This is a genomic window from Bacillus thuringiensis (assembly GCF_001455345.1).
Lineage (GTDB): Bacteria > Bacillota > Bacilli > Bacillales > Bacillaceae_G > Bacillus_A > Bacillus_A thuringiensis_N.
This window is the reverse complement of the sequence record NZ_CP013274.1, coordinates 4,148,495-4,171,094: the sequence shown is the minus strand read 5'-3', so window position 1 is coordinate 4,171,094 and position 22,600 is coordinate 4,148,495. Positions and strand designations below refer to the sequence as shown.

Below are 22,600 nucleotides of genomic sequence, written 5' to 3'. Positions count from 1 at the left end.
TATCGGGAGTTTTACCGCCTGTCAAAGCACGAAATCAGTGCGAGAGGAACAAACCCCACACTGATTAAAGTTTTATTTTATACTGCTAGTTAATGCGGGGTAGATAATATACATATCGTATATGAAGTTACTGAACATTATATAAGTGGAGGCTGAAGTATATGAAGGGGGTTATTTTAGCTGGAGGAAAAGGACGACGCCTTAGACCATTAACATGTAATACTCCAAAGCCGATGTTGCCATTATTAGAAAAGCCAGTTTTGGAATACAATATTGAATTATTACGTCAGCATGGTATTCGTGACATTGCAATTACTGTTCAATATATGAGTACAGCCATTAAGCAATATTTTGGTGACGGTAGCAAATGGGGCGTTAACTTGTACTACTTTGAAGACTCTCCTCCGCTTGGAACTGCAGGGAGTATTAAACAAGCGGAAAAATTTTTAGATGAAACGTTTGTTGTCATAAGTGGAGATGCGTTAACTGATTTTCAATTATCAGAAGGAATTACGTTTCATGAACAAAAGAAAAGAATGGTAACTATGTTTGTAAAAGAAGTAGAAAACCCACTCTCATTCGGTTTAGTTGTAATGAACAAAGAACAAGAGGTTACACGATATATAGAAAAACCGAGCTGGAATGAAGTGGTCTCTAATATTGTGAATACAGGTATATACATTATGGAGCCAGAAATTTTTTCTTACATACCGCCTCGGAAATTTTTTGATTTCAGTCAAGATGTGTTTCCGTTATTAGCAAATAAGAACGCATTATTTGCATATTTGTCAGAAGGTTATTGGTTAGATATCGGTACATTTGATCAATATCGTCAAGCACAATTTGATTTGTTAACGAAAAAATTGCAAGTACCTATTCCTTACACAGAAGTATTGCCGATGGTATGGATGGGAGAAGGCGTCACGATTGGAAAAGGAACGAAAATTCACGGCCCTTCTTTTATTGGAGAAGGAGCAAAAATTGGTGCAGGAGCTATAATTGAACCGTACTCTATTATCGGGAAAAATAGTATTGTTTCAAGTTATTCTCATCTTCAAAAAAGTATTGTTTTTGCAAATGCGCACATTGGGCAGTATTGCGAGCTATTGGAAACGACAATAGGAGAGCATACAATAGTTGAAGATGACGTTACACTGTTTCAAAAAAGCATTGTAGCGGATCATTGCCATATAGGGAAAAGTACGGTAATTAAGCAAAAGGGGAAACTATGGCCATATAAGGCCATTGACAGCTATTCGATAGTAGGATCGGCTGGTGTTCAAGAAAGTGAAAAGAGTGCAGGATGGTTGCAAAAAAGTCGCATTGTAGGAAGAGGTAATGTTGAGATTACTCCTCAATTTATTGTAAAGGTTGCGATGGCGTACGGATCCCTTTTTGCTAAAGGAGAAAGTATATTAATCGGGAGTCAAGAACATGTAGAAACGACTTCTTATAAAAATCTCTTTCTTCATGCGATTCATGGTATTGGGATTCATACGATGGAATGCAAAGAAATGAACGAGTCGCTTTTTCAGTATAGTATCCAGGACTTGCAATGTGCAGGTGGGGTTTTCATTCAAGTGGAAAATGAAAAAGAGGTTGTTATAAAGTTGTATGGTAAGGATGGGGTACAATTAACGTATAAGCAGCAAAAAGCGATAGAACAAGTATATATGTCTGAGTCGTTTTATTACGCTTGTGAGAAGCAAATGGGACGGAATAAGCTAGTCCACGTTTCTTTACATGATTATATAGAGGCTGTATTAGAACGCATTGATATTGAAAAAATACAAAAACAGAAGTTTCATCTTCTTATTAATAAAAGAAATGATATGTTACAACATTTACTTATGCTCTTTTTGCAAAGGCTCGGATGCACAGTTACGTGGATTTATGCGGGCGAGCAAAAGGATCATGTGAAAGCCTTGATGAAATCAAGTAAAGCAAATATGGCACTTATGTTTTCGGAGCAAGGAAATTATTTCGAGTTATATGATAATCATAGTAATATTTACCAAGGTACAGATTTTGAAGAGGTAGATATTCCAGATTTATTACTTGAATCGGCAGGAAGTATTTACCCAATGTCTTTGAAATTAGGAGAATGTTACCTTCTATTTTATACGCAGGATGAAAAGAAGTCGTTTCAATCGAGATGGAAGAGAGATATTTTATATCGAATAGGAAAATTATTTGAGCTAATAGCATTGCAGGGAAAAACATTTCTCAGCATAGTAGAGCAATCGCCTCCACTTTATTTATTGTGTGATGAAGTTGTATGTTCATGGAATGAAAAAGGGAAAGTAATGAGGAAATTATTAGCTGATATGGAAAGAAAAGAAGAAGGTATATTTGAAGGAGTACAGTTCAAATATACCGAAAAAGAGTGGTCTTATATCGTTTCTGACACAAAACAACCGAAATTTTTAGTGTATTCGCATGCTAGAAACCCAGTAATAGCAAGGGAAAACATGAAAAATCTTATAGAAAAAATTAGACAATATCAAAAGGTGTAGAATTTTTATTTTAAAAGTGGTATTATAGTATAGTCTGATTTAAGTTATTAGTACTGGAGGGAAATAAGAATGCGTGTGAATATTACTCTAGCATGTACAGAATGCGGAGATCGTAACTATATCTCAAAGAAAAACAAACGTAACAACGCTGAGCGTATCGAGCTTAAAAAGTATTGCAAGCGTGACAAGAAGTCTACGTTACACCGTGAAACAAAGTAAGCAGTAGGAATATTTTCCTACTGTTTCTTTTTTTATTCGATTCCTTTGTTAAAAGTGATACACTATCATCATAGAGTAAAGTGTCACTGTAAGGGGGAAAGATGTGTGAAAGAAGAGAAAATACGTTTGCGTAAACAAATAATAGAACACATGAATTCTTTATCAGAAGAACAGTATGCAACTTTATCAGAGCAAATTGCATTTTCGTTGTATGCCCAAAAAGAGTGGGCTGAGGCTAAAATAATTGGAATTACTCTTTCAATGGAAAATGAAGTGAATACATATCCTATCATCGAAAAAGCTTGGGAAGAAGGAAAGAAAGTTGTTGTTCCAAAGTGTAACAAAGGAACGCGAACGATGTCTTTCCGACAAATTAGTAATTTTGATCAATTAGAAACAGTGTATATGAATTTACGTGAGCCGATTCCAGCGCTTACGGAAGAAGTGAATACGGATGAAATTGATCTTCAAATCGTACCAGGCGTAGTTTATACAGAGCGAGGAGAGCGAATTGGATATGGCGGTGGCTATTATGATCGTTATCTCGTGCATTATAAAGGGAAAACGCTATCATTAGCTTATGATTTTCAAATGGTAAAACATATTCCAGTAGAGCCATTTGATAAAAATGTCGAAAAAATTATTACAGAAAAAGGAACAATGGTTATAAATGGGCTTGTATAGACAAATAAAAATTGACGAGTCTTTTTCTTCTTGATTATAATAAAATATGTGAACGTTTTCTTATTATAATTTTTTATAGTAAGTGAGCATAGAGGGTGATGAAATGATATCTATTTATGATATTCAGCAATTGCTAAAGAAATTTGGTACGATTATTTATACGGGTGATCGAATTGCAGATTTACAATTAATGCAAGATGAATTGCGTGAATTAAATCAATCACAGCTAATCGATCCACAAGACTATCAAACAGCTTTATTTTTATTGAAGCAAGAAATTCAAAAAGAGCTAAATAAGAATTAGATAAAGGTAGGTAAGCAACATGGAAGAGAAATGGTTAGTTGGTGTTGACCTTGGTGGTACAACGATTAAATTAGCATTTATTAATGTGTATGGTGAAATTTTACATAAGTGGGAAATCCCTACGAATACAAATGAGCAAGGAAAACATATTACGCTTGATGTAGCGAAAGCTATTGACAAAAAGTTAGAAGAGTTAGGTGAATTAAAAAGTAAGTTAATCGGCATTGGTATGGGAGCTCCTGGTCCTGTACATGTGGCGTCTGGAATGATTTATGAAGCGGTTAATTTAGGATGGAAAAACTATCCGTTAAAAGATTTATTAGAAGTAGAAACAGGATTACCTGTTGTTATTGATAATGATGCAAATTTAGCAGCGCTTGGTGAAATGTGGAAAGGTGCTGGTGAAGGAGCAAAAGATTTAATTTGTATGACACTTGGAACTGGTGTTGGCGGCGGTGTAATTGCCAATGGTGAAATTGTACACGGCGTAAGCGGTGCTGCTGGTGAGATTGGACACATTACAGTCGTTACAGAAAATGCTTTCCCATGTAATTGCGGGAAGTCTGGTTGCCTAGAAACAGTAGCATCTGCAACGGGTATTGTACGTGTTGCTATGCAAAAAATACAAGAGACTGATAAAGAGAGTATTTTACGTTCTATGTTAGCAGAAGAAGGGCGTATTACATCAAAAGACGTATTTGAAGCACATGGACAAGGTGATGAACTAGCTGGTGAAGTAGTAGAAAAAGTAGCTTCTTATTTAGGATTAGCTGTAGCGAACCTTTCTAGCACGTTGAACCCAGAGAAAATTGTTATTGGTGGAGGCGTTTCTAAAGCTGGAGATGCACTACTAGAGCCAATTCAACGTTATTTCGAGCAATATGCTTTCTCACGTGCTGTAAAGAGCACGAAGCTAGCTATTGCAACACTTGGTAATGATGCAGGTGTTATCGGAGGAGCGTGGCTTGTAAAAAAGCACAAATACGAAGCGAAGATGATATAAGTTGTGAACTATGAAAAGAGGAAGGGGAAACCCTTCCTCTTTTTGTGCGAAATCTTGATGAAGAATAACATGTAAATGAATTAAGCTGCTGGTGGGTACCCGTTATATAGAACAGTCATGATTGTAAACCATCCGAAAACGAGTACAGTTGCAATTGCAAAGCCGCCCGCGAAAAAATTCTTTTCGCGAAGTGTTCTAAGCGTAGCGAATACAGCTAACAGAGTGACAAGCGTAAAAATAATAACAAGGCCCATACAATATCCTCCTCTGTCTACCCATTCCTTAATATGAGTTTTTGGAATATTTACTCTTTTATATTGTACATGTTTTAAAAATGATTGTCGAGATAGCATCCTTTCTTTTCCTAAGAGAAAAAAATGTTGTATCATTGAAAGTAAGTTTAATAATTGGAGGAGATTTTCATATGAAATGGATACAAATGCCGTTAGGCCCATTACAAACAAATGCTTATATTTTAACGAATGATCAAAATGAGTGTATTATCTTTGATCCTGGTCATGAAGGAGAGAAGCTTGTTACCTATTTACAAGAAGAACAATTAAAGCCACTGGCTGTTTTATTAACACATGCTCACTTTGATCATATTGGTGCTGTTGATGCGGTAAGAGACGCTTTTCATATTCCTGTGTACGTACATAAAGAAGAAGCAGATTGGTTAGGCGATGCAACTGTAAATGGCTCTCAAATTTTTATGATGAATCGCAGCATTACAGCAAAACCAGCAGATCATATTATTGATACAGAAGGTGTATTAGCAATTGGTTCATTTAATTTTGAAATTTTTGAGACGCCAGGACATTCTCCAGGCAGTATTTCTTATTATTGTAAAGAGGCGAATGCTGTATTTTCTGGAGATGTATTGTTCCAAATGAGCATCGGAAGAACGGATTTACCTGGTGGGAGTTTTGCTGAATTGATTGGAAGTATTGAAGAAAAATTATTTGTGTTACCAGATGAAACAGCGGTTTTATGTGGACATGGTCCAGAAACAAGCATTGGTTTTGAAAAAGAAAATAATCCATTTTTACAGTAAGGGGTCATTATGGGGATGGAGCTCATTTTTAGAAAATGGATGGAAAAAGAAAAGGATTATTCGATTTCATATAGTACATATATGAACCTTGCGTTATACGCAGAGGAACATGGCTATTATATGAAAGAGCGTGAAAAAATTGGAAGACAAGGGGATTTTTTTACAAGTAGCAACGTATCCTCTGTTTTTGCAAAGACCTTTGCTAAGTTTTTTATTCGTCTTGTTGAAAATGGTGAAGTTAATCCGAATATTTGTGAGATTGGTGGGGGAACAGGAAGGTTTGCCTATGATGTTTTACAAGAATGGAAGCAATTATCTCCGGAAACCTTTATTGATTTAAACTATTCAATGATTGAAATGAGTCCTTTTCATAGAAAACTACAGCAGAAAAATCTTGGTTCGTTTTCTAACGTGTCATATTATACGTCGCATAGTGAAATGGGAGAATCGTTCGAAGGGATTCTTTTTTCGAATGAGTTATTTGATGCATTCCCTGTTGAAGTAATTGAGAAGAGAAATGGAATATTGAATGAAGTACGTGTTACGTACACAGAGGAAGGGAAACTTGCAGAAGTATGTAGACCGTTACATAAAAGAATTGGTCGATACTTATTGAAATATAATATTCATCTTGCAGAAGGTCAGCGTTTTGAAGTGCCGATTGTGATGGAAGAGTATATAAAAGAAATTGCGAAATGGTTTCAACGAGGTGTATGTATTACAGTTGATTATGGATATACAAAAGAAGAATGGATGCATCCTGCACATCAAGAAGGAAGTTTACGAGGGTATTACGAGCATAAGTTAATCCGTAATCCTTTAGCACATCCAGGTGAAATGGATCTTACTACTCATATTCATTGGGACGAACTGAAAGAGATGTTTAGCCTGCAAGGTATGAATACGGTATGGCATAAGAAGCAATCTGAGTTTTTGTTAGCAGCAGGAATATTAGACCAGCTTACAAATCACCAAGATAGGAATCCTTTTTCTGAAACTCAAAAACAAAATCGAGCAGTTCGTTCTATGATTTTGAGCGGAGGATTAGGGAGTGCATTTGATGTTGTTATACATACGAAACATATGCAACAGTTACACTTGGATCGGTATTTAAAAATATAAAAAACAAGACACAGAATATTTCTGTGTCTTGTTTTTTAATACGACTTATGTAGTATCATATATTTCCTCTCATGATATATATTTATATTAAAGATATGAGATGAAAAATATAAAATACGTCCTTTTTCTCTGTTTATTAGTCCCTAACCTAATAATACACGAACGAGTTGAATAATTGTCTCGTTTTCTACCTTGTAATAAATTTCCAATCCTTTTCTTTCACTTGAAACGATTTTAGCACTCTTTAACTTTGCTAAATGCTGTGAAATTGTAGATTGTGGCATGTTTAAGCCAGTGTACATTGTAGAAACGTTGCTTGGACCACGTTCAATTAATCCTTTTACAATACATAAGCGAACAGGATGAGCAAGCACTTTCAATAATTCTGCATTGCTTTCATATAGTTCTATTTCTTTTTGAAAGGTTTCTAACATGTTCTTTTCCACCTCCGTGTGAGCTGTTATACCATACTATACATACCAAAAAATTAAAGAAAAGAAAACAGTTGTTGCAGAAAAAAAGTCCTAAAGTAAAGAAATTGTAAGAAAAGAGACCCTGATGTAAATAAAGTAGATGATTTAGCACGGTTTTGTAAAATGACATTTTTGGGTGAAAATTTCGATGCGTTTTAAAAATTGAAAGATATAGATATATTTGTAACACAATCTTACCATGATTTTCTTATTCTTTCAAATGAATATACAAAATTTTTAAAATAATAAGATAAAGGAATTATAATGTAATATCTAGAATATAAAACAGGTTAAAAAGAAAAGAAGCTGAATATAATCAGCTCCTTTATGGTGATAGCAAAATATTTGAGCATAGCTGATAAACCTTAGAATTACCAAGAAATTAGTAATGTATTCTAGCCTTCTTCTTTTATCAACTTTAAAAATCTGTGGTTCCATATATTCTCATAAAAATCAATTGTCTCTTTTGCGGACATAAATGGATTATTTAACGTAGACGTTGCTTTCTGTACCATGAAGTTTTCGTATCCTATCCCGTGGGCAAATTTTATCGTAGCGTCCATACAGTATTCTGTTTGGGCACCACAAAATTCAATGCGCTGTACAGATAATTGGTCTAAAATTTCTTTTAAGTTTGTTTTATAAAATGAATTTGCATGTGTTTTTCTTACAAAAAAATCTTGTTCTTGAACATCTAGATCAGCATGAATAGCCCAAGGTTCTCTTTCAGGTACTAAATCATCATCACAATGTTGAACGAAAATGATTGGTTTGTTTGATTTTCTGTATGAAGAAATTCTTTTATTTACTTTTGTAAGTAAATTTTGTAAATCGAATAAATGCTCTTCGCTATAACATACTCCATTTTGTAAATCGATAACGATTAAAACATCTGCATAAGTATCCATTATTTTTGCCCCTTTTATTTCTTAATATATCAATTAATTTATTACTTGGAAATGGATGGTGCCCTATTGTTTTTTTATGAACTATACGAAAAGTAAAAAGTATACTCGAAAACATAAAAAGAAGATATGAAAATTTAATTTCATATCTTCTTTTCTTTCTATGCATTTACAGGCTCTTCCACATAAGAAAGGGCATTTTCAAAATCGGATATTAAATCATCAACATTTTCAAGGCCGACAGATAAACGAAGTAATGAATTAGAAATCCCTCTTTCATCACGAGCTTCTTGCGACAGTGCTGCATGTGACATTTTAGCTGGGTAGGAAAGGATCGATTCGACAGCACCTAAACTAACTGCAAAAACAGGTAACTTTACTTTTGATAGAAATTGGCGGAGTGCGTCTTCTGATTGTAAAGTGAAAGATAGGACAGCTCCGGCTGATGTAGCTTGAGATTGTTGAATATCAAATCCGAGATGTGTTTGTAAGCCAGGATAATAGACGTTTTGAACTTTAGCATGCTCTTGTAAATAATGTGCAATTTTATTGGCATTTGTAGCTGAATGCTCAAGACGTACATGCAATGTTTTTAGACCGCGAAGCACGAGAGAACAATCTTGAGGTCCTAAAATGGCGCCGAATGCATTTTGTAAAAATCCAATTTTTTGAGCAAGTTCGGAATCTTTTACGACCGCTAATCCGGCAGTAACATCACTATGACCAGCAATGAACTTTGTAGCACTATGAAGAACGACATCTGCTCCAAGTTCAAGTGGTTTCTGGAATAGTGGTGTCAAAAATGTATTATCAACAAAGGTAAGAGCGCCAATAGATTTTGCAAGCTTAGAAACAGCGCGAATATCCGTTACCTTTAAAAGTGGGTTAGAAGGTGTTTCTACATAAAAGAGTTTTGTATTTTGTTTAATGTTGTGCTTTACTTCTTCTAAATTAGTCATATCAACAAATGTATGTGAAACACCGTAACGGGAGAGAACCTCAGTTATCATTCGGTAAGTGCCTCCGTATACGTCTTCTGAAATGAGTACGTGATCACCTTGTGAAAGAAGGAGGAATGCAGTAGAAATTGCTGCAATGCCTGATGCAAATGCGAATCCCTTTGTTCCACCCTCTAATAAAGTAATGATATCTTCAAGAGCTTCACGAGTTGGATTCCCTGACCTGCTATAGTCATATTTCCCGAACGTATCTACATCAAATTGATGGAATGTTGATGTGTTATAGATGGGAACGTTAACAGCTCCTGTTTGTTGGTCATGTTTATATTGGTTGTGTAGTAAAAGTGTATCTATAGAATAACTCATATTCTTACACCTTCTTTTACAAGCTTAATGGCTTGTTGTAAGTCTTGAATTAAATCGTTACTATTTTCGATGCCAACGGAAAATCGAAGAAGACGATTACATACACCGTTTGCTGTTCTGATTTCTTCAGGAATATCAGCGTGTGTTTGCGTTGCTGGATATGTCATTAAACTTTCAACACCACCGAGACTTTCGGCAAATGTAATTAAGGATAAAGATTGTAAGAATGGATTAATCCATGTTTCATCTTTAAGACGAAATGAGATCATGCCGCCTCTTCCAGGATAAAATACATCTGTCACCCCGTCCTCATCATTTAAATAAGCAACAACTGCTTTTGCATTTTCTTCATGTTGTCTCATGCGAAGAGCTAACGTTTTCATACCACGAATTAATAGCCATGAGTCAAATGGGCTTAAGACTGCACCAGAGGCATTATGATAATGAGCGATTTCCTCACAAAGTTCCTTTCCTTTTGCAACGACAAGTCCGCTTAGGACATCGTTATGTCCCCCTAAATATTTCGTTGCACTATGAATTACAATGTCGGCACCTTCTGTTAATGGCTGCTGTATATAAGGCGTGTAGAATGTGTTATCTACAATAAGAAGTAGTCCGTGTCTTTTCGCTACAGTTGCGACAGCGGCAATATCAGTAACTTGCATTAATGGATTTGTCGGAGTTTCTATGAAAATAGCTTTCGTTTCAGTTGTGATAGCTTGCTCAATTTGTTTAATAGATTGTGTATTTACGTATCTACATCGAACGTTCCACTTTTTTTCGTGCTCAGAAAATAATCGATAAGTGCCCCCGTATAAATCTTCAGATACAATAAGTTCGTCTCCGGAGCGGAATAGGGAGAGGACGAGGAGAACAGCTGCCATCCCTGAACTACAGGCATAACCTTGTTCACCGTATTCTAAATCTGCAATTGCCTGTTCTAAAAGGCCGCGAGTTGGATTGCCAGTTCGTGAATAGTCAAAGCCAGTAGATTTACCAATTCCTTCATGACGATAAGCGGTTGAGAAATAAACAGGTGGGTTAACCGTTCCTGTTGTAGTTTCGCTACGATTTCCGATTTGTGCTAGTTTTGTTTCGATAGTTGACATGTGAAAATTCCTCCTTTTTAAATTAACAATTAAGTGAATGTAAAATAAAAAAAGCCTTCTAAGAAGAAGGCTTTCGGTTTGAATAGAGTCTTCTTCTCATCTGTCAAATCTTTCACAATTTGCTGGAATTAGCACCTTATTAACAAATGTTAATGGTTGCTGAGGCGTCATAGGGCCAGTCCCTCTACCTCTCTAGATAAGAATGTTTGTATGAAATTTTATTATGTTTTTAACTTTACAACAAAAGATAATTGAATTGCAACTTTATTTTAAATAATTTTTATTTTTCCGCAACTGTCATTGACTTTTGCATTTATGCGTGCTAAATTTATTAGAAAATTAACAAACATTGTTAAAAGGGGAACGTATTTCCTTTTAGCTACATAAATAAAATAATAAAGACAACTCTTATTGAGAGCGGTGGAGGGAAAGGCCCTGTGAAACCCGGCAACCTTCAAACGAAATGTTTGAAACGGTGCTAATACCTGCAAAACGAATGTTTTGCATAATAAGAGGAGGAACAATTATGTCCCCCTCTTCAAAGTGAAGAGGGGGTTTTTATATTGATAGAAATGAGGGAGATTTGTGAAATTACTAGATTTATTATCAAAAGGAATTGTAATAGGTGATGGTGCGGTTGGGACGTTATTACATTCACATGGTTTGCAAAGTAGTTTTGAAGAATTGAATATATCTGATCCAGATTTAATTATATCGATTCATAAGCAATATGTAGCTGCTGGGGCAGATGTGATTCAAACAAATACGTACGGAGCAAATGAAGCGAAATTACGTATGTATGGTTTAGAAAATCAAGTTACTGAAATTAATAGAGCGGCAGTAAAACTGGCGAAAGCATCTGTGACAGATAGAAATGCAATTTTAGGAACAATTGGCGGTATGAAACATATTGGAGCCGTTACAACTACTGATATGGAAAGAGAATTTATGCTACTTGAGCAGGCAAGTGCATTACTAGAAGAACAGGTTGATGGACTGCTATTAGAGACTTTTTATGATGAGTTTGAATTACTTCATGCTGTTCAGGTGTTACGAAAACAAACGAACATCCCAATTGTAGCTCAATTAGCGTTACATGAGGCAGGTACGACTCAAAATGGAAATGATGTAAATGAAATATTAAAACGGCTTATAGATTACGGTGCAAATGTCGTTGGATTGAACTGCCAACTAGGGCCACTTCATATGACGGAAGCTTTTAAAATGATATCGATTCCGCAAAATGGTTACTTGTCAGCATATCCGAATGCAGGCCTCCCAAATTATGTGGAGGGACGTTACGTATATGAGGGGAGTCCAGCTTATTTCGAAGCGATGACACCGAAATTTATTGAGCAAGGCATTCGGTTATTGGGTGGTTGTTGTGGCACGACTCCAGAACATATTGAAAGTATGAAACGTGCCATTCTAAATGTTAAGCCTGTAATAGAAAAAGATACGATTCAAAGACCAAAAGTAGTTCATACACACGAGAAACGTTCGAAAGCTCATGTCACTTTAGCAGAGAAAGCAAAAAAACAAACGACAGTAGTAGTAGAATTAGACCCCCCGAAAACGTTAGATACGCAGCGTTTTTTTGAAGGAGCAAGAGCATTGAAAAGAGCTGGAGCAGACGCTATTACTCTAGCAGATAATTCATTAGCATCGCCTCGCGTTTCGAATATGGCAATGGGAGCGTTATTAACGAAGCATGATATTCCCGTATTGACGCATTTAACGTGTAGAGATCATAACGTCATCGGTCTACAATCTCATTTACTAGGCCTATCAGCATTAGGTATGGAAGAAGTGTTAGCTTTAACAGGTGATCCAGCACGCGTCGGTGATTTTCCAGGTGCGACTTCTGTATATGATTTGTCCTCTATTGAGCTCATTAAAATGATTAAAGAAATGAATGATGGGCGCTCTATTTTAGGGAAATCAATAGGTCCAGCAACAAGGTTTTCAGTGGGAGGGGCGTTTAATCCGCATGTAAGACATTTAAAAGCAGCGGTTAAGCGAATGGAACGGAAAATAGATGCTGGAGCGGAATACTTCTTAACTCAGCCGATTTATGATATCGCGTTAATTGAAGAAGTATATGAAGCAACAAAGCATTTGGAACAACCTATTTTTATTGGGATTATGCCATTAATAAGTAAACGGAATGCAGATTTTCTTCATTTTGAGGTGCCGGGTATTACACTTCCTGAAGAAATAAGAGAGAGAATGGATGGACATGAAACGAAAGAGGCAGCAATTAAGGAAGGGATTCGCATTTCACAAGAATTGATCGATGCGGCGATGAAATATTTTAACGGCATTTATCTTATTACACCATTTCTCAAATATGAAATTACAGAACACCTTGTTAAGTATGTGAGAGAAAAGCAAGAAGTGAAAGAAGGTATTAATTGATGAAATGTATAGAAGAAAAATTACAAAATAACATCTTACTATTAGATGGTGCAATGGGAACGATGATCCAGCAAGAGGACTTAACTGCGGAAGATTTCGGAGGAGAAGAGTACGAAGGTTGTAATGAGTATTTAGTAGAAACAAGACCAGATGTTATTTTAAAGATTCATAAAGCCTATATTGAAGCTGGAGCAGATATTATTGAAACAAATACATTTGGGGCGACAAATATTGTACTAAGTGATTATGAGTTATCTCATTTAGACGAGGAGCTAAATGAGAAGGCAGCGCGTTTAGCGAAGCAAGCAGTCAAAGAAAGCGGGAAGGAAGTATATGTTGCGGGAGCAATGGGACCGACAACGAAAGCGATTAGTGTTACTGGTGGTGTGACGTTTGAAGAATTAATTGAAGCCTATACACGGCAGGCAAGAGGATTGTTGAAAGGAGAAGTTGATGTATTACTCGTTGAGACGAGTCAAGATATGCGTAACGTGAAGGCTGCTTATATTGGAATTCAAGCAGCTTTTGACGAACTAAATAAAATTGTACCTATCATGATTTCAGGAACAATTGAACCGATGGGAACGACTCTGGCTGGTCAAACAATTGAGGCTTTTTACTTATCGGTAGAACATATGAAGCCGTTATCTGTTGGATTAAACTGTGCGACTGGTCCGGAGTTTATGAGAGATCATATTCGTTCCCTATCCGATTTATCGGAGTGTTACATTTCTTGTTATCCAAATGCAGGTCTTCCTGATGAAGATGGACATTATCATGAATCTCCATCTTCTCTCGCTGAAAAAGTGAAGCGATTTGCTGAAGAAGGATGGATTAATATTATCGGTGGTTGTTGTGGTACAACACCAGAACATATAAAAGCAATGAAATCCGCGTTAGCTTCTCTTCAGCCACGTGAACACCAGGAAAGAGCTGGACACGGGGTTAGTGGATTAGAGGCACTTCAATATGATGACACTATGAGACCGTTATTTGTTGGTGAAAGAACAAACGTTATTGGATCACGTAAATTTAAACGATTAGTAGCGGAAGGGAAATTTGAAGAGGCTGCTGAAGTCGCAAGAGCGCAAGTGAAGAAAAATGCTCATATTATTGATATTTGTATGGCAGATCCTGATCGCGATGAAATAGAAGATATGGAAAACTTCTTGGCAGAAGTTACGAAAGTGTTAAAAGTACCGATTATGATCGACTCAACAGATGAAAATGTGATGGAGCGAGCTCTTACTTATATTCAGGGAAAAGCTGTTATTAATTCAATTAATTTAGAAGATGGAGAAGAACGATTTAAAAAAGTGACGCCGCTTCTTCAGAAATATGGTGCTGCTATTGTTGTAGGAACAATTGATGAAGATGGTATGGCAGTAAGTGCGGAACGAAAACTTGAAATTGCGAAAAGAAGTTATGAGTTATTGACGACGAAATATGGGATACGCCCGTCAGATATTATTTTTGATGCACTTGTATTTCCGGTAGGTACAGGTGATGAAGAATATATTGGCTCAGCGGCAGCGACGATAGAAGGGATTCGCCTTATTAAAGAAGCGTTACCAGAATGTTTAACGATTTTAGGTGTAAGTAACATATCATTTGGTTTACCACCAGCTGGACGCGAAGTATTAAATTCTGTCTTTTTATATCATGCAACGAAAGCAGGATTAGATTACGCGATTGTGAATACGGAAAAATTAGAACGGTATGCGTCAATTCCTGAGGAAGAAAAGCGTCTTGCAGATGCATTACTTTTTGAAACGACGCAAGAGACGTTAGAAGAATTTACAAATTTTTATCGCGCAGCAAAAAAGAAAGATATCGTTATCCAAGAAACATTAACTCTTGATGAGCGACTAGCAAATTACATTGTAGAAGGTACGAAACAAGGGTTACACGAAGATTTAAGCCTCGCACTTACAGAAGGAAGAAAACCTTTGGATATTATTAATGGCCCACTTATGACAGGAATGGATGAGGTGGGACGATTATTTAATAATAATGAGCTTATCGTTGCTGAAGTATTGCAAAGTGCTGAAAGTATGAAAGCTGCTGTAAGTTATTTAGAGCCACATATGGAATCTAGCGATAGTGCAAAAAAAGGGAAAGTATTATTAGCAACTGTAAAAGGTGATGTGCATGATATTGGGAAAAATCTCGTTGAAATTATTTTAGCAAATAACGGATATGAGATTATTAATTTAGGAATCAATGTACGTTCGGATCGAATTGTTCAAGAAGTACAAGAAAAGAAGCCTGATATTATAGGCCTTTCTGGTTTGTTAGTAAAATCGGCTCAACAAATGGTAACGACTGCAGAAGATTTAAAAGCGGCAGATATTGATATTCCAATTGTTGTAGGAGGGGCAGCGTTAACGAGAAAGTTTACAGATAATCGCATTTCGCCATCCTATAAAGGGCTCGTATGCTATGCGAGTGATGCGATGACGGGGCTTGATATTATTAATAAGCTTCAAAAAGAAGAAGAGCGTGAGAAGATGAAGCAGGACAAAAAGGAACGTCATCTTCATATCGTAACAAAAGAAGAGAAGAAAGTAGAAATTCCAGCAGTAATTGAACCATTACCGAAATCAGAGGTTATGGTGCCTGATTCAACAAAACGAATTGTATTACGAGATGTTCCTGTTTCACATCTCGCACCATTTCTGAATAGACAAATGCTACTTGGACATCACCTTGGTTTAAAAGGAAGTGTGAAGAAGCTTTTGCGAGAGGGAGATAAAAGAGCACACGAATTAAATGATTTAATAGACGAATTATTGCAGGAAGGACAATCTTGGTTAAAACCAAAAGCGGTGTATCAATTTTTCCCAGCGCAAAGTGACGGACAAAATATTGTAATATATGATCCAGAAGATCATACGCGTGTCATAGAGCGTTTCACATTCCCGAGACAAGGAAAAGCACCATATCGTACTTTAGGTGATTATTTAAGACCAATTGGAGATGAAATGGACTATGTTGCTTTCCTATCCGTTACTGTTGGGGAAGGCGTTCGGGACATCGCTGAAGAGTGGAAGGCGAAAGGTGATTATTTACGCAGTCATGCCATTCAATCGTTAGCGCTTGAACTAGCAGAAGGACTTGCTGAAAAAACACATATGCTCATTCGTGATCGCTGGGGTATTCCAGATTCACCAGAACTGACGATGGAAGAACGTTTCCGTACGAAATATAGAGGGATACGCGTGTCCTTTGGTTATCCAGCATGTCCAGAACTCGCAGATCAAGAAAAGTTATTTCGCTTAATTCATCCAGAAGAAATAGGTATTTCATTAACGGAAGGATTTATGATGGAGCCAGAAGCATCTGTGACGGCTATGGTATTTTCTCACCCCGAGGCCAGATATTTTAGTGTATTATAGTCTAGAAGGGGGAGACGTATGAAAAAAATAGTCTTTACAGGTGGCGGTTCGGCAGGGCATGTAACACCTAATTTAGCCATTATTCCATATTTACAAGAACGGAATTGGGATATTTCTTATATTGGTTCTCATCAAGGAATTGAGAAAACGATTATAGAAAAGGAAGGCATTCCGTACTATAGTATTGCAAGCGGAAAGCTACGTCGTTATTTTGATTTAAAAAATATAAAAGATCCTTTTCTTGTAATGAAGGGTGTTATGGAGGCATATGTAAGAATTCGAAAACTAAAACCGGATGTGATTTTTTCAAAAGGTGGTTTCGTCTCTGTACCAGTCGTAATAGGAGGATGGTTAAATCGGGTACCAGTTTTATTACATGAATCCGATATGACGCCAGGACTAGCAAACAAAATTGCGCTCCGTTTCGCTTCGAAAATATTTGTTACATTTGAAGAAGCTGCGAAACATTTACCGAAAGAAAAAGTAATCTATACAGGATCTCCTGTACGTGAAGACGTGCTAAAGGGAAATCGTGAAAAAGGTTTAGCATTTTTAGGTTTTTCACGTAAAAAGCCAGTTATTACAATTATGGGAGGAAGTTTGGGCGCAAAGAAAATTAATGAAACTGTTCGAGAAGCGTTACCAGAACTTCTAAAAAAGTATCAAATTGTTCATCTTTGCGGAAAAGGTAATCTTGATGAAAGTTTACAAAATAAAGAAGGATATAGACAATTTGAATATGTACATGGAGAACTGCCAGACATATTAGCGATAACAGATTTTGTTATTTCACGTGCGGGCTCTAATGCCATTTTTGAGTTTTTAACATTGCAAAAGCCAATGGTTTTAATTCCGCTATCGAAATTTGCAAGTCGTGGAGATCAAATATTAAATGCAGAGTCTTTTGAAAAACAAGGATATGCTTCCGTATTGTATGAAGAAGACGTAACTGTGAATTCTCTTATAAAGCATGTTGAAGAGTTATCTCATAATAATGAGATGTATAAAACTGCATTAAAAAAATATAATGGAAAAGAAGCGATTCAAACAATCATTCACCATATTTCAGAGGCATGATGAAACAATCATGTCTCTTTTAGTAGGTTGAAAGATTCCAAGAAACGGTGTTTTTATGTTACAATAACAAATGGTTAGTAGGGAAATTCCAATTAATGAAGCGTGAAAATACGAATGGATTAGGAGTGACTGTGTTGGAGCTAAGTCTCTATGAAAATACTGCACTTATTATATGCTTTGTGTTGTACGTTGGTAGTGTTATTGTTTATATTTCAAGGAAATTTTCGCAAGAAAGAGAGCTTGAAAAATCAGAGATAACAGCTGAACTAGAAATGTTAGCTGATGAAAGTTATAAAAAGCAAAAAATAAAAGAAGATCATGAAGCATCCCATCATTTAAACGCAAATAAGTTTTAAAGATGGGGATTTTTTTTTGAAGTCTTTTTTTATTATATAGCAAGTAACGCTAAAAAGGAGTTTCCCGTATATAAAGAAGGGGTGTATATAAATGAATTTTTATATCGCTTCAGGATTCCAAAATAAACATCTTGTACGTTCTATAGCAAATGAACTGAAACATGCAGGATGGCACCATACATATGATTGGACAAGAAACGAAAGAGCTGTGAATCAAGAGCAATTAAGAGAAATTGGTCAGGCAGAAAAGAATGCTATAAAAGAAGCGGATGTCTTTTTACTTATATTAGATGGCGGAAACGGGAGTCATACAGAGTTTGGAATGGCGATTGCGCTAGAGAAAAAGATATATGTATATCATGAAGGAAACCCGCTCCAAACAACGTTCTATCATTTACCAGGAATAAATATTTTTGAAGGAGATGCAGCAGAATTTGCATCTTATGTTATGAATCATGTGAAATAATAGTAACGATCTAAAAGGTTATAAAGGTGATCTTTTGGGTACAGTGATGATAAGAAAAAGTATATAAAGGAGTTACATCATATGAAATTAGAAAATGGATGGGAAACGAGTTTTTTAGAAGTTGTACAAGGTAGTGAATTTAAGAAAGATGCACTTCTTAGTCAATTGCTTTGTGAGGATAGTGAAGAAGTTGAGGAGCTTGTTGATGATTATGGTTATGAAGAAATCATTGACCGTGAACATGATGATGAATTAGCTGATATTTTAGGAGAAGAACTTTTTAGTGAGATGGAACGACACGTATTCTTATCTTCACAGCCAGAAGAAAAGCTTATTTCATTCGTAAATGGATTAGGTTTTCATGTGTTAGATTGGATTGTTCTTCTTGAAACAGAATTTGGTATTGATAGTGCACACTTTACGTCGGACGCCGTGAAAATGTTAGAAAAGCGTTTTAGACAATTTCCATACATAGAAGATAAGACAATTTTTGATATGACATTTGGAGAAGCAATGGATGTACTAGAATCCATTACAGGATTACAACTGAAGGAAAAGATGAACGTATAATGTAAAAAAAGAACGTGAGGATATCACGTTCTTTTTTTACATTATAATAATTTTGTCATCTAGTTTTGTTTGTCCGCTAAGAAGAGCGTTTAAATATTCCACTTTTCTTATACAGGCTTGTATATGCCTTTCAATCTCTTGTAACTCTGCTTGGTGATGCGTTTCAATTGGATGAATTTGTACATTGAATTTTTCAAATTGACTACTATATGTTATTTCTGCATAGCCGCTCATAATGTCGGTTTCGTTATGAAATAAAAATTGCTTTGTTTTGTCACAGAATGATACACCCTGAAAGCCATATACTTTTAATGCTTCAATTACTTTTTTTATCATTTTTGTATTCATTTTTTTACCCTCTTTACGAAGTTCTACTTATATATTATAACATAAAAAAATACATAGAAAGCGCTTCCAAGTGTATTTTATTATAAACTTTACGTTTCAATCACAAAAATGAAACAAAGAAAAAATAATTGTAAAGAAGGAAGGACTCTTTTATTGTTTCGTCATATATATAGAGAAATAGTGCAATGAAAGGAAATTTTCCGAGGTGGAGATCGTATTTCCAATTTGAGCGCAGTAAAAGAGGTGAAAATCTTGAACTTTGATATTGTAGGACAAAAAGCATATATAAAAGATGGACCGCATCGGAACCGAATTGGAATTGTAAAGAAAAACGAGACAAAATTAGAATCGCAGTTTGCTATTGCAATTGGAGAACAAATCATTGATGTAGAGCTCAAGGATATCGTGTTAGTTGGAGTAGACGTAGGACAATTTCATAAATGGTGCGAACAAAATGGTTATTTGTGAAAAGGACGGGCTGTGAGATAATGAAATATATTTGAGGAAAGAGAATATGTTATTGTATTCTCTTTTTCCGTGTTTAAGGAGATGGAAATGAAGTATAAAGAACGGGATTTTACATAGTGTTTGAAACGATATGTTATGCCTTATGTATAAAAGATAAAGAGGAAGATGGAAAGAACTAAAAAGGACGCTAACATTTTTGTTAGCGTCCTTTTTTGATTATGAAGCAATTTCACCAGTTTTTGTATCATCTTGATTGTACGTATCTTGATCTAATTCACCAAGCCATTTACTTGAAATAAGACCTGCTGTCATAGAACCACTTACGTTAAGAGCTGTACGACCCATATCGATTAATGGTTCCACTGAGATAACAAGAGCGACAATACCTATTGGTAAGTTCATTGTCGATAGTACGATTAACGCTGCGAATGTTGCACCGCCACCAACACCGGCAACACCGAATGAGCTAATAGCAACGACAGCGATTAAAGTTAAAATAAATTGTGGTTGTAATGGATCAATTCCTACAGTTGGAGCGACCATCATTGCAAGCATTGCTGGATAAATACCTGCGCAACCGTTTTGTCCGATAGATACTCCAAATGATGCTGCGAAGTTTGCAATTCCTTCAGAAATACCAAGTTTTTCTTTTTGTGCTTCAATATTTAATGGCATTGCACCAGCACTAGAGCGAGATGTGAATGCGAATGTTAATACAGGGAACACCTTTTTCAAATATTGAATTGGATTTAAACCAGATAGAGCAATTAATAATAAGTGAATAACGAACATTACGATAAGTGCCACGTAAGACGCTAACACGAAGTTACCAAGTTTTAAAATAGCATTTATATCGCTACCAGCAACTGTTTTTGCCATAAGAGCTAATACGCCGTATGGAGTAAGGCGTAAAATTAATGTTACCATACGCATTACGATTGCATATACAGCATCAAGCATCTTCTTAAATAGCTCTGCTTGTTCTGGATATTTTCGTTTTACACCTATAAAGGCTATACCGATAAATGCTGCAAATATTACAACAGAAATTGTTGATGTTGGACGAGCGCCTGTTAAATCAAGAAATGGATTTGTAGGCAATAGTTCTAATAATTTATCTGGAATTGTTGTTTTTTCAATAGAAGTAAATCTTTCTTCAACTAGCTTCAGACGAGCAGATTCTGCATCACCTTGTTGCAGGCCTGTTGCAGATACATCAAATCCTGCACTTGTAGCGATACCGACAGCTGCAGCAATTCCTGTAGTAAGAATTAAAATTCCGATAATAAGACCACTAATTTTACCAAGATTTTTCGTTAACTGTAATTTTGTGAATGCTGAAATAATAGATACTAAAATAAGTGGCATAACGATCATTTGAAGTAACTTCACATAACCGTTACCGATTAAGCCAAACCAAGTATTTGATTCAATAATTACTTTAGAAGTTGGCTCATAAATAAATTGTAATATAAGACCGAAGATAATCCCGACTCCTAAAGCGGTAAATACGCGTTTATTAAAAGATACATGCTTACGTTGCATATAATATAATACGCCAACTAAAATGAGCATGACTGCAACGTTAATTCCGACAAGCAGTGTATTCATGTTGATTCCCCCTAATTCCAATCTGTTATATAGAATATAAGGTAATAAAACCTATAAGTCAACTAGGAAATTCCGGGATTAAAAAAAGATGGCAAAATGCCATCTTTTAATGTCCAGCCCCAGGCACAAGTAAGAATGTCGTGTAGTATGTAAATCCTATGAAGAAAACAGTTAAATATGCCCCGAATACGTATATATACATACGCTCTGTTAATTTTAAATAGCTTAAAAGTACGAAGAAGCCTGTTTGTCCTAAAAATAGTAGTGCAGCCTGTTGCATATCCCCTACGTAAAACATAACCGAGAAAATTCCAGTCCAAAAGCCGAGAACGCGAAACATGCGCTCCATGCCATCTCCCTCCTTTTCTAAAAAAAGTAAACCTCACTTCATTATAGTTTATTTTTCTTACTATTGTAAATATTCGTTCATATAAAAAGAAGCCAATTATAATTGGCTTCTTTTTATATGGAAAATTAAAGTGTTAATTTATAATTACAAGATTTACAGCCATCTAGTAAACTATCATTTCGTGTTAATTCCGTGTTAGGGAATAGGATTTCAAAAATCCCTTTCATCATATCTCCGTGCATATTACAAATTTCAGTTGGATGATGAACAGCAACTTCTTTAAATGGACAATTGTGTACATCATAGAAAATTTTTGTTCCATCTGCACTTAATTCAAATGCTGGTGATAAACCAGCTGTTGAGAAAGCTTCTTTTGCAATTTGAACTTTTTGTTCTACTGTTAAGTCTTCTTCACTCACATTTAAGCGGTGCATATGTTGTTGCATTAATTCTGCTCCGAATTGTTTTCCTGTTTCGTATAGCGCTTTTTCACCAGCAGCACCAAGGCTAAGTAAAGAATTAAATGCTATTCTTGCTAACAATTGATAATCACGGAATGGAAATTGTAATTGGATAACATCATCAGATAATACATATAATCTGCTTGGTCTTCCACCTTTTCCAGTTTTCTTTGTTTCCGATTTAAGCATATGAACATCTTCTAATTTAGATAAATGTAAGCGTGCTACGTTTGGATGAATGTCAAACTCATCTGCAATTTCTTGTACAGTTACGTAGCTATGTTTTTGAGAAATATATTTATAAATGTAATAACGAGTTGGATCAGATAATACACCTGTAATTTTTAAAGCTTGTTCCATGAGG

At 35.7% G+C, this 22,600-nt stretch carries 23 protein-coding genes and 2 riboswitches; of the genes, 14 read left to right on the top strand and 9 right to left on the bottom strand.

All coding sequences use genetic code 11. The features are described 5' to 3' along the window. Positions 1-161 precede the first annotated feature (161 nt). The 5 genes from ATN06_RS21750 to glcK all read left to right on the top strand — a co-directional run bounded on the left by ATN06_RS21750 (position 162) and on the right by glcK (position 4,726). Entirely contained in the window at positions 162-2,516 is a 2,355-nt protein-coding gene (locus ATN06_RS21750; protein ID WP_060632282.1) for a sugar phosphate nucleotidyltransferase, read from the top strand. A gap of 69 nt (positions 2,517-2,585) precedes the next feature. Continuing rightward, complete coding sequence (gene rpmG, locus ATN06_RS21745) at positions 2,586-2,735, top strand: 50S ribosomal protein L33 (protein WP_001265616.1); 150 nt, start codon at positions 2,586-2,588, stop codon at positions 2,733-2,735. A gap of 105 nt (positions 2,736-2,840) precedes the next feature. Next, on the top strand, positions 2,841-3,419 hold the full coding sequence (locus tag ATN06_RS21740; protein ID WP_060632281.1) for a 5-formyltetrahydrofolate cyclo-ligase: 579 nt from the start codon (positions 2,841-2,843) through the stop codon (positions 3,417-3,419). Between the two features lie 103 nt (positions 3,420-3,522). After that, positions 3,523-3,723, top strand: a complete 201-nt coding sequence (locus ATN06_RS21735; RefSeq protein WP_000623706.1) for a YqgQ family protein — start codon at positions 3,523-3,525, stop codon at positions 3,721-3,723. Positions 3,724-3,742: 19 nt separating this feature from the next. After that, complete coding sequence (glcK, locus tag ATN06_RS21730; RefSeq protein WP_000391706.1) at positions 3,743-4,726, top strand: glucokinase; 984 nt, start codon at positions 3,743-3,745, stop codon at positions 4,724-4,726. An 80-nt stretch (positions 4,727-4,806) separates the two neighbouring features. Here the strand turns inward: glcK and ATN06_RS21725 are convergent, their stop codons facing one another. Beyond that, complete coding sequence (locus ATN06_RS21725; protein WP_000524850.1) at positions 4,807-4,980, bottom strand: DUF2759 domain-containing protein; 174 nt, start codon at positions 4,978-4,980, stop codon at positions 4,807-4,809. Between the two features lie 170 nt (positions 4,981-5,150). Here ATN06_RS21725 and ATN06_RS21720 point away from each other — a divergent pair, with 170 nt between their 5' ends. Further along, positions 5,151-5,780 carry an MBL fold metallo-hydrolase gene (locus ATN06_RS21720; protein WP_060632280.1) on the top strand — a complete coding sequence of 210 codons (630 nt, stop codon included), beginning with the start codon at positions 5,151-5,153 and terminating at the stop codon, positions 5,778-5,780. Positions 5,781-5,789: 9 nt separating this feature from the next. After that, the gene (locus ATN06_RS21715) at positions 5,790-6,902 is read left to right on the top strand and encodes a class I SAM-dependent methyltransferase (RefSeq protein WP_060632279.1); all 1,113 of its coding nucleotides are present in this window, start codon (positions 5,790-5,792) and stop codon (positions 6,900-6,902) included. A 143-nt stretch (positions 6,903-7,045) separates the two neighbouring features. Here ATN06_RS21715 and ATN06_RS21710 read toward each other — a convergent pair whose 3' ends face one another. The 4 genes from ATN06_RS21710 to metI form a co-directional block, all read right to left on the bottom strand. Beyond that, complete coding sequence (locus tag ATN06_RS21710; RefSeq protein WP_000894375.1) at positions 7,046-7,336, bottom strand: ArsR/SmtB family transcription factor; 291 nt, start codon at positions 7,334-7,336, stop codon at positions 7,046-7,048. Between the two features lie 434 nt (positions 7,337-7,770). After that, the gene (locus ATN06_RS21705; RefSeq protein ID WP_060632278.1) at positions 7,771-8,283 is read right to left on the bottom strand and encodes a cysteine hydrolase family protein; all 513 of its coding nucleotides are present in this window, start codon (positions 8,281-8,283) and stop codon (positions 7,771-7,773) included. A 158-nt stretch (positions 8,284-8,441) separates the two neighbouring features. Further along, on the bottom strand, positions 8,442-9,605 hold the full coding sequence (metC, locus tag ATN06_RS21700; protein WP_060632277.1) for a cystathionine beta-lyase: 1,164 nt from the start codon (positions 9,603-9,605) through the stop codon (positions 8,442-8,444). After that, complete coding sequence (gene metI, locus ATN06_RS21695) at positions 9,602-10,714, bottom strand: cystathionine gamma-synthase/O-acetylhomoserine thiolyase (RefSeq protein ID WP_060632276.1); 1,113 nt, start codon at positions 10,712-10,714, stop codon at positions 9,602-9,604. The genes metC and metI overlap by 4 nt, the downstream gene beginning before the upstream one ends. A 93-nt stretch (positions 10,715-10,807) precedes the next feature. Next, positions 10,808-10,917, bottom strand: a riboswitch (SAM riboswitch). 202 nt (positions 10,918-11,119) lie between these two features. After that, positions 11,120-11,229: riboswitch (SAM riboswitch) on the top strand. Positions 11,230-11,299: 70 nt separating this feature from the next. On the opposite strand from metI, the gene ATN06_RS21690 reads away from it, so the two are divergent. From ATN06_RS21690 to ATN06_RS21665, 6 genes are all read left to right on the top strand, one after another. Then, complete coding sequence (locus tag ATN06_RS21690; RefSeq protein ID WP_060632275.1) at positions 11,300-13,132, top strand: bifunctional homocysteine S-methyltransferase/methylenetetrahydrofolate reductase; 1,833 nt, start codon at positions 11,300-11,302, stop codon at positions 13,130-13,132. Then, complete coding sequence (gene metH, locus ATN06_RS21685; RefSeq protein ID WP_060632274.1) at positions 13,132-16,530, top strand: methionine synthase; 3,399 nt, start codon at positions 13,132-13,134, stop codon at positions 16,528-16,530. Before ATN06_RS21690 ends, metH begins: the two co-directional genes overlap by 1 nt. 18 nt (positions 16,531-16,548) lie before the next feature. Beyond that, positions 16,549-17,607, top strand: a complete 1,059-nt coding sequence (gene murG, locus ATN06_RS21680) for an undecaprenyldiphospho-muramoylpentapeptide beta-N-acetylglucosaminyltransferase (RefSeq protein ID WP_060632273.1) — start codon at positions 16,549-16,551, stop codon at positions 17,605-17,607. Between the two features lie 95 nt (positions 17,608-17,702). Continuing rightward, positions 17,703-17,963 carry a DUF3966 domain-containing protein gene (locus ATN06_RS21675; protein ID WP_000817964.1) on the top strand — a complete coding sequence of 87 codons (261 nt, stop codon included), beginning with the start codon at positions 17,703-17,705 and terminating at the stop codon, positions 17,961-17,963. Positions 17,964-18,054: 91 nt separating this feature from the next. Continuing rightward, positions 18,055-18,429 (top strand): nucleoside 2-deoxyribosyltransferase, encoded by a 375-nt coding sequence (locus ATN06_RS21670; RefSeq protein WP_060632272.1) that lies wholly within the window; start codon positions 18,055-18,057, stop codon positions 18,427-18,429. Between the two features lie 81 nt (positions 18,430-18,510). Next, a complete protein-coding gene (locus tag ATN06_RS21665) occupies positions 18,511-18,999 on the top strand; it encodes a hypothetical protein (protein WP_060632271.1) in 489 nt (162 codons plus the stop codon). Positions 19,000-19,035: 36 nt separating this feature from the next. On the opposite strand, the gene ATN06_RS21660 is transcribed toward ATN06_RS21665, so the two are convergent. Further along, complete coding sequence (locus ATN06_RS21660) at positions 19,036-19,347, bottom strand: hypothetical protein (protein ID WP_060632270.1); 312 nt, start codon at positions 19,345-19,347, stop codon at positions 19,036-19,038. 252 nt (positions 19,348-19,599) lie between these two features. Here ATN06_RS21660 and ATN06_RS21655 point away from each other — a divergent pair, with 252 nt between their 5' ends. Then, positions 19,600-19,815, top strand: coding sequence for a DUF3912 family protein (locus ATN06_RS21655; protein ID WP_001008328.1), 216 nt, complete (start codon positions 19,600-19,602; stop codon positions 19,813-19,815). A 216-nt stretch (positions 19,816-20,031) separates the two neighbouring features. On the opposite strand, the gene ATN06_RS21650 is transcribed toward ATN06_RS21655, so the two are convergent. The 3 genes from ATN06_RS21650 to ATN06_RS21640 form a co-directional block, all read right to left on the bottom strand. Further along, positions 20,032-21,426: an L-cystine transporter gene (locus tag ATN06_RS21650; RefSeq protein WP_060632269.1), complete on the bottom strand. Its 1,395-nt coding sequence runs from the start codon at positions 21,424-21,426 to the stop codon at positions 20,032-20,034. A 106-nt stretch (positions 21,427-21,532) separates the two neighbouring features. Beyond that, entirely contained in the window at positions 21,533-21,775 is a 243-nt protein-coding gene (locus ATN06_RS21645; RefSeq protein WP_000440717.1) for a DUF2626 domain-containing protein, read from the bottom strand. 125 nt (positions 21,776-21,900) lie between these two features. Then, positions 21,901-22,596, bottom strand: a complete 696-nt coding sequence (locus ATN06_RS21640) for a helix-turn-helix transcriptional regulator (RefSeq protein ID WP_060632268.1) — start codon at positions 22,594-22,596, stop codon at positions 21,901-21,903. Between the last annotated feature and the right edge of the window lie 4 nt (positions 22,597-22,600).

Coding starts and splice junctions, on each gene's coding strand:
- metH (WP_060632274.1), top strand. CDS start 13,132: ATGAAATGTATAGAAGAAAAATTACAAAATAACATCTTACTATTAGAT.
- ATN06_RS21725 (WP_000524850.1), bottom strand. CDS start 4,980: ATGGGCCTTGTTATTATTTTTACGCTTGTCACTCTGTTAGCTGTATTC.
- ATN06_RS21705 (WP_060632278.1), bottom strand. CDS start 8,283: ATGGATACTTATGCAGATGTTTTAATCGTTATCGATTTACAAAATGGA.
- ATN06_RS21665 (WP_060632271.1), top strand. CDS start 18,511: ATGAAATTAGAAAATGGATGGGAAACGAGTTTTTTAGAAGTTGTACAA.
- ATN06_RS21720 (WP_060632280.1), top strand. CDS start 5,151: ATGAAATGGATACAAATGCCGTTAGGCCCATTACAAACAAATGCTTAT.
- ATN06_RS21660 (WP_060632270.1), bottom strand. CDS start 19,347: ATGAATACAAAAATGATAAAAAAAGTAATTGAAGCATTAAAAGTATAT.
- glcK (WP_000391706.1), top strand. CDS start 3,743: ATGGAAGAGAAATGGTTAGTTGGTGTTGACCTTGGTGGTACAACGATT.
- rpmG (WP_001265616.1), top strand. CDS start 2,586: ATGCGTGTGAATATTACTCTAGCATGTACAGAATGCGGAGATCGTAAC.
- ATN06_RS21670 (WP_060632272.1), top strand. CDS start 18,055: ATGAATTTTTATATCGCTTCAGGATTCCAAAATAAACATCTTGTACGT.
- ATN06_RS21750 (WP_060632282.1), top strand. CDS start 162: ATGAAGGGGGTTATTTTAGCTGGAGGAAAAGGACGACGCCTTAGACCA.
- ATN06_RS21675 (WP_000817964.1), top strand. CDS start 17,703: ATGAAGCGTGAAAATACGAATGGATTAGGAGTGACTGTGTTGGAGCTA.
- metC (WP_060632277.1), bottom strand. CDS start 9,605: ATGAGTTATTCTATAGATACACTTTTACTACACAACCAATATAAACAT.
- ATN06_RS21735 (WP_000623706.1), top strand. CDS start 3,523: ATGATATCTATTTATGATATTCAGCAATTGCTAAAGAAATTTGGTACG.
- ATN06_RS21715 (WP_060632279.1), top strand. CDS start 5,790: ATGGGGATGGAGCTCATTTTTAGAAAATGGATGGAAAAAGAAAAGGAT.
- metI (WP_060632276.1), bottom strand. CDS start 10,714: ATGTCAACTATCGAAACAAAACTAGCACAAATCGGAAATCGTAGCGAA.
- murG (WP_060632273.1), top strand. CDS start 16,549: ATGAAAAAAATAGTCTTTACAGGTGGCGGTTCGGCAGGGCATGTAACA.
- ATN06_RS21645 (WP_000440717.1), bottom strand. CDS start 21,775: ATGGAGCGCATGTTTCGCGTTCTCGGCTTTTGGACTGGAATTTTCTCG.
- ATN06_RS21650 (WP_060632269.1), bottom strand. CDS start 21,426: ATGAATACACTGCTTGTCGGAATTAACGTTGCAGTCATGCTCATTTTA.
- ATN06_RS21640 (WP_060632268.1), bottom strand. CDS start 22,596: ATGGAACAAGCTTTAAAAATTACAGGTGTATTATCTGATCCAACTCGT.
- ATN06_RS21710 (WP_000894375.1), bottom strand. CDS start 7,336: ATGTTAGAAACCTTTCAAAAAGAAATAGAACTATATGAAAGCAATGCA.